Consider the following 6061-nt stretch of genomic DNA (forward strand, 5'->3'; position numbering starts at 1 on the left):
AGAAATGCCTTTTTGGAATTGAATCTGATTTTTAGCCATTTTCATTTACCTCCACACAGACTTATTTTAAGTATACGCCTATGGGAGCTGAATTTAAGTGATAATCAGGTAATATTTTGGGCTATAGATAACAGGACCGCCATTATTGTGGCAATACAACGGGGCAACTAATTCGCGGATAAATTCGAAATCAATAGCGGCATCGACTTGACGGACTATACCCGTAATCTTTCAAGTTGCCTCTTTGTTGGCTGCACTCACTCACCCCGGTCACATAGTTATCTATGCTCCCGGGGATTCGCTCCCTTGCCGCCGCGAAGCATCTCGAAATCCATAGGGTATAAATGATTTTTAGGAACCAGCTCGTCAAACGAGAGTGTTTCTGGCGGGAAAGTTTGGAGAGTGGGTGTTCTTAACAAGGTGGCAAGCCCCGTTTAGTGAACGGAACTTAATTAAAACAGAGTACCGGATAAAAAAACAGCACTTTGTCAATAATCTGATATTATTTCATCAGAAAAATGTTGTTGCGCAATGATCGACACGTGTTATGCTGTCTCTCGTAACGCAACAGGACTCAAACAATGATTAAAAGTTGGAAGCATAAAGGGCTACGAAAGTATTATGAGAAGGGAACCACGGCGGGAATTGTTGCACACCACGCTAACAGGCTAGACCTACTGTTAAACGCATTAGATTTAGCAAGCGGCCTGAATGATTTAAGTTTACCGAGTTTTCAACTTCACCCACTTACAGGAGATCGAAAGAGTATTTGGGCGGTAAGCGTATCGGGTAACTGGAGGTTAACTTTCGAATTTAACGATGGTGATGTTTATATATTGAACTACGAGGACTATCATTAATGACTAAACGTATGCCACCCCATCCGGGGCGCTATATCTCTGACGAGATAGAGCACTTAAATATTAGTCTTAGAGCGCTTGCTCGTGCACTGGATGTCTCACCGTCAACTATTGGGCGTGTTGTTGAAGGTAGCGCGGCAGTAACGCCAGGAATGGCCGTTCGTTTAGCCAACGTGATCGGCAGTACGCCGGAAATGTGGCTGAGACTCCAGGAAGCGTATAGCTTGGCACAAGTTAAACAGGAAATAGATTTAACTCGTCTAACTCCCCTGTTTACGCCAATACCTTAACATGGCGGCAAGCTCCGTCTGGTGAACGGAGCTGAATTAAAACAGAGCGCCGGATAAAAAAACCAGCACTTTGTCAATAATCTGACGGAGAATGTCGTAAGACATTCTCCGTAATATCAAATAAGAAATAACTCGCTTCGATTTATGGCTATTTGCCTGATATCTCAAGTGAAGGCCCTTTATTTTCAGCATTGTATATCACTAGCCAAAAGATTATCGTACTCAGCGTAGCTAATAAACTCAGGATGAGTAAGCGCCCTTCTAAGTGACTATAAAATCCAAAACCAAAAGCGCCACTTTTTCACCATGAAAGTTCTGCTCTATCTGCATTCGGTGACTGTAATGATGATAGATACATCACAAGTTCTTGAGTGGGTAAAACAGAAATACCCTGCTATCATGGGGAAAGATAGCAATCAATAAACGAGATCACGTGGTTCCAAATAAGAAGTGATTTGCCATTTAAAACAGGCGGCAATAGTGGTGATGGAGGCAGCAACGATATGTTTGAAATCAGAGTAAAAAAACTTAAAGATGATCTAAACCTCATCAAAACCGATCTCGCAGTTATGAAAGCTAACTATGCAACAAAGGAAGATATCGCATCTGTGAGAATTGAGGTTCACCAATCTATTGCAACTCAAACCAAATGGATTGCCGCCACAATGTTAGGAATAACTGGTCTGGCAATTGGTATTGCAAAGCTTATCTTCTAAAGACATATCACCTATTACTCACCCGGTAGGGTGGTTTTTCAAAGACACACAGTGAACAGGCAACCGAGAAAAGAATGGACACATACTTCAACGCATTTACGAGTGGGCTGTGGTGAGTTGATAGGATTAGTGATATATTTCGAGAATCTACAATAGGTTCATGAGGGAATGTGATGTATTTTGAAGGCTTTGGATGGTATGTGTTTATGTCTCTTTTCGTATGCGGTTGGATCACTGTCCCCATCGGGCTAATATCTTCCTATGCTGTGTATAAATACAAGAACCCAATAATTAAAATTATATGTACGTTAATAGCGTTAGCATTTTTAATTCCTGTAATTGCCACTTTATTGGGTTCGATGGGATTAGTTGAATTTTAAATAATAAACGAAGTTAAAAACCGACCTCGCAAATACGCTGAGGGGAATCCCCACAAACTCAGCATTAATAAATCAAAACCTTATTTCGATAGATTTTGTCGAGATGGTTTAATACATTGTCGAGAGCTATCACTAGTAAAATTAGCGGAGAATGTCGAAAGACATTCTCCGTAATATCAAATAAGAAATAACTCGTCTCGATTTAAGGCTATTTGCCTGATATCTCAAGTGAAGGCCCTTTATTTTCAGCATTGAATACTATTAACCAAAGGATTATCGTACTCAGCGTGGCTAATAAACTCAAGACGGATTCTTCAGAGCGTTTGCTGATTTTTTCATTTTTACTGACAAATATCAATTCAATTAAAACGTCTCAGTTTTTTCAAGTTTAATATGATAAAAATCACCTATACCCTATGGATTTCAAGATGCATCGCGACGGCAAAGGAGCGAATCCCCGGGAGCATAGATAACTATGTGATCGGGGTGAGCGAGTGCAGCCAACAAAGAAGCAACTTGAAAGATGACGGATATATAATCATATTAATACAACAAACATACAGATGATGTTTTTATAATTGATGGAATTATTTTAAAATTAGATAAAACCAATTTGTTATTATTTACATAATAAACCACATCCGTAAAAGATGCATTCACAAACATTTCATCAGGATGTGCATTTAAAAAAACAATTCAACAGATAAAAATATGAATTATACTTATAATTACGATATCAATAACGTCCAACAACACTTGCTTAAGTACAAATAAAATAATTTTAATGGGATGAGTTATTAATATCTTCTGGAAGCTATCTAACGGGTGAAAATTGACCCACAAAAATCACCTAATGAGGTTGCGAATAATTTCATCAAAGGAGTTTATTAATATGATCACTTTGAAAACGTTAATTGGTACAACTATTGTGATTCTAGCTTCGTCAACACAATTAGCTTTAGCTGCTGAGACAAAAGAAAACATTACCGATAAGGAGGCAACATTAGAAGTTTCAGAAAGTAGAATTTCTAATTTATCAGCCACATATGCACTACAAATTAAAAATTCATCAGCGACAAAGAGTATTACTCTTATTACACAATCATCTAATTGCATGTACGATAGTGGAGATGAAAAAATACGCTTAGAGGCAGGTAAAACCTATCTGGGAAATTTACAGGATAATAATAACTGGATAGATGGATGTACAAATGAAACCAAAACTGTCGATTGGAGTGTGAGTTATATTAATGTTGCCAATACAGACACAGAAAATTGTACACTAACATTTCGGCATGGTCGTGGTCATGCAAATTCAGATGGATCTGGTCCTGAATGGTATACATTAATTAAAGGGTGTCCTGATATAGTTGAAAATGCTATCTGCGGAGGACAGATTTGTTATAACAGCCAGGCTTTTTGGGTAAGAAATCGAAGTGTAAATATAGAGCTTTCCGTTAAATAAATTTGGATGTGTTAGTTGAAACTTTATCTAAAATTGGGAGTTACCTGCTTTGATATGGCTACCAAACCCCATACAAGATTACAGGTAACTCTCAGTTTATTTCGTTATAACAAATCTCCAGAATCAGAATACGCAAATCAGAAAAAGATAGTGACTGATACAGATCATAGCCAATCTGTTTTCATCGTGATTGGGAAAGGCACGCATTTTGCCAATATATGTGCTCTACTTTGACCATTTTTAGGTTATTTTATGCACAAAAACTGTTCACAATTAAACCACTTGCAATTCTGTTCCCCATAATCGTCATTTTGGTCATTTATTAACACACAGATATATCCAATTTTTACCCTTTAAATCCCCATTTAATGCCCTAGCACACTGCTTCGATACGATTTATTGTTAATTTATGAATTCTATAAAACCTTGGTTTAACGGAAACCGTGGAGTTGGCGAAAAGTGCTTACCCAAAATCCGGGGGTGTTTTGGGTGGGTATGTGGATGCAACAGGGTCTATTTCCGGTAGAGGTGTGTATGAATATCCAAGTATTCGTGTCTATAGTGCTGTAAACAAACCGTCACCGGGCGAGCTAGGCGCATATACCACAGCAGAAGTAGATAGTCGTATTAATTCCAAAGGTGCTAAGAATACGGCTAGTAAAGCTTCCAACGGATGGTGGCAATGTGGTGATACAGGAATTATATATCAATGGATGTATGTGAAAGGAAATCCAAACGGTAGTCCAGGAGGAGGTCGCGGGGATACATTTAATTTTCCAAAAGAATTTCCAAACGTATGTTTTAATGTCAGCCTAACTACAATTAATCGGAAATCAACAGAGACAACAGCAACAGCTCAGTTAAATTCATTACCAACCAAGACAGGATTTACTACGCACTACGGCTCTAGAGAACATGAGTTTTTAGTTATTGCTATTGGTTTTTAGAATAAAAATATAATCTGTGACTTTTTAGACCTCTACTGACAGTGTCTATATTAGTATAGAGATAAGGAGATTTTTCTTTCACATTATGAATGCACTGGCAAAAATGGAACGGGAGTTGATAGTTGAAGAGACAAACGCTGGATTATTTACAGGGTCATAGTCATTTGTCATTCCTTTTTGAGATATATTACTGGAATGACACAGAATTTCTAACACTCCCCATTTATTACTATCTAATGCTAATAATTGCATCGCCCCTTTGCAAGATGCAATTGATTTAGATATAGCCACAGATGTGGAAAAACAGAAACTGACAGAGTGGAAAAAATATCGGGTACTACTGAACCGTATTGACTGTTCGGTAGCATCTGAAATTGATTGGCCTAAAGCACCAAAATAACAATCAGGGGCAATACGCCCCTGTTATTACCTGTATTACTTAGGCTGTTTCGGCCATTGGATATCAGGTGCGGCGGTGTAATCAATCCGGTTGAGCATCACTCTGTAGCACCGCCATTCGGTTAATGCGGATTTCTCAGCGTCGGTAGCTATATTCAAACTAGCCGCATCAAAAAGGGGGGCAATTTTCTCTCTGGCTATGTTCATTAGTCGCTGCTGCTCCCGTTTTGCCCGTTGCTGCAATTGTTTAAGTGTTGGAGGAGGTACATCTACTAATTTAGGGTATCCGTCAGAACCGGCTGCCCACCGTTTTCCCGCTGGGGCGTTTAGAAAACGCTTATAATCTTCATCACTGATTTCAACACCGTCGTCCGGCCAGCTCCCAGCGTCGATATAGCATTGTTTCAGTTCAATCGGATGGAATGTGTTTGTTTTTGCGCTGTAAATATACATGTCAATACCCTATAGCAAACCAAAAAACAAATGATTTATCGTACGCGTTTCTTGACTGGTCAACTGTCACCCATGCGCCCTCTTGCGTCGGACCTCCAAAATATGCAGATAATGTTCCTACAATACTAGACGTCAAAGTAACCGTTGCCAAACCGCCAAAACAAACAGTTGGGAAACGAATTGGGAATTGAACCCACTCGTGCTCTTCTCCCAAACTCCCCTTAGTGTATCCCCATTGAATATAAAATCCTTTATCTCCGCATTTCCACCAGCCTGACTGCTCCAGTGACGCGGTATTTTGTCTACCAACAGGCCCCCATTCACCATTTTCCAGACGTTCGTAGAGCTTACTAGCACCAATCCAACCACTAGCATCAATATCACCAGTGATTTTTCCACCTGTCCTAGGATACGCACTTTTTGCCAATTCCACGGTTTCTGTTAAACCAAGGCTTTCTGTAGTTCATTAACTGACGGCAATCTTTGTCAAAGCAGCTTTTAAAGGCATTCAATGGGACTCAATATGGTAAAAATTGGGCAGATCTGAGTAC

At 39.3% G+C, this 6061-nt stretch carries 8 protein-coding genes and 2 pseudogenes; 6 read left to right on the forward strand and 4 right to left on the reverse strand.

The genetic code is table 11. The annotated features are described in order from the left end of the window. Positions 1 to 581 precede the first annotated feature (581 nt). Positions 582 to 860, forward strand: coding sequence for a type II toxin-antitoxin system RelE/ParE family toxin (locus SLS51_RS22185; RefSeq protein ID WP_011147220.1), 279 nt, complete (start codon positions 582 to 584; stop codon positions 858 to 860). Beyond that, on the forward strand, positions 860 to 1150 hold the full coding sequence (locus SLS51_RS22190; protein WP_011147221.1) for a HigA family addiction module antitoxin: 291 nt from the start codon (positions 860 to 862) through the stop codon (positions 1148 to 1150). The genes SLS51_RS22185 and SLS51_RS22190 overlap by 1 nt, the downstream gene beginning before the upstream one ends. A gap of 85 nt (positions 1151 to 1235) precedes the next feature. On the opposite strand, the pseudogene SLS51_RS22195 reads toward SLS51_RS22190, so the two are convergent. Next, a pseudogene (locus tag SLS51_RS22195) lies at positions 1236 to 1492 on the reverse strand (IS4 family transposase); the annotation flags it as partial. Between the two features lie 113 nt (positions 1493 to 1605). Here SLS51_RS22195 and SLS51_RS22200 point away from each other — a divergent pair. Further along, entirely contained in the window at positions 1606 to 1866 is a 261-nt protein-coding gene (locus tag SLS51_RS22200) for a hypothetical protein (RefSeq protein ID WP_011147223.1), read from the forward strand. 444 nt (positions 1867 to 2310) lie between these two features. Here the strand turns inward: SLS51_RS22200 and SLS51_RS22205 are convergent. Next, positions 2311 to 2553: pseudogene (locus SLS51_RS22205) on the reverse strand (IS4 family transposase); the annotation flags it as partial. A gap of 585 nt (positions 2554 to 3138) precedes the next feature. Here SLS51_RS22205 and SLS51_RS22210 point away from each other — a divergent pair. From SLS51_RS22210 to SLS51_RS22220, 3 genes are all read left to right on the forward strand, one after another. Then, positions 3139 to 3711 (forward strand): hypothetical protein, encoded by a 573-nt coding sequence (locus SLS51_RS22210; RefSeq protein ID WP_323840697.1) that lies wholly within the window; start codon positions 3139 to 3141, stop codon positions 3709 to 3711. A gap of 497 nt (positions 3712 to 4208) precedes the next feature. After that, positions 4209 to 4658: a gp53-like domain-containing protein gene (locus tag SLS51_RS22215; protein WP_323840698.1), complete on the forward strand. Its 450-nt coding sequence runs from the start codon at positions 4209 to 4211 to the stop codon at positions 4656 to 4658. 205 nt (positions 4659 to 4863) lie between these two features. Continuing rightward, positions 4864 to 5058, forward strand: coding sequence for a tail fiber assembly protein (locus SLS51_RS22220; RefSeq protein ID WP_323840701.1), 195 nt, complete (start codon positions 4864 to 4866; stop codon positions 5056 to 5058). Positions 5059 to 5093: 35 nt separating this feature from the next. On the opposite strand, the gene SLS51_RS22225 is transcribed toward SLS51_RS22220, so the two are convergent. Then, a complete protein-coding gene (locus SLS51_RS22225; protein ID WP_323840699.1) occupies positions 5094 to 5510 on the reverse strand; it encodes a tail fiber assembly protein in 417 nt (138 codons plus the stop codon). 1 nt (position 5511) lies between these two features. Beyond that, complete coding sequence (locus SLS51_RS22230) at positions 5512 to 5943, reverse strand: gp53-like domain-containing protein (RefSeq protein WP_323840700.1); 432 nt, start codon at positions 5941 to 5943, stop codon at positions 5512 to 5514. Positions 5944 to 6061 lie beyond the last annotated feature (118 nt).

This window comes from Photorhabdus africana (assembly GCF_035181445.1).
Taxonomy (GTDB): Bacteria; Pseudomonadota; Gammaproteobacteria; order Enterobacterales; family Enterobacteriaceae; genus Photorhabdus; species Photorhabdus laumondii.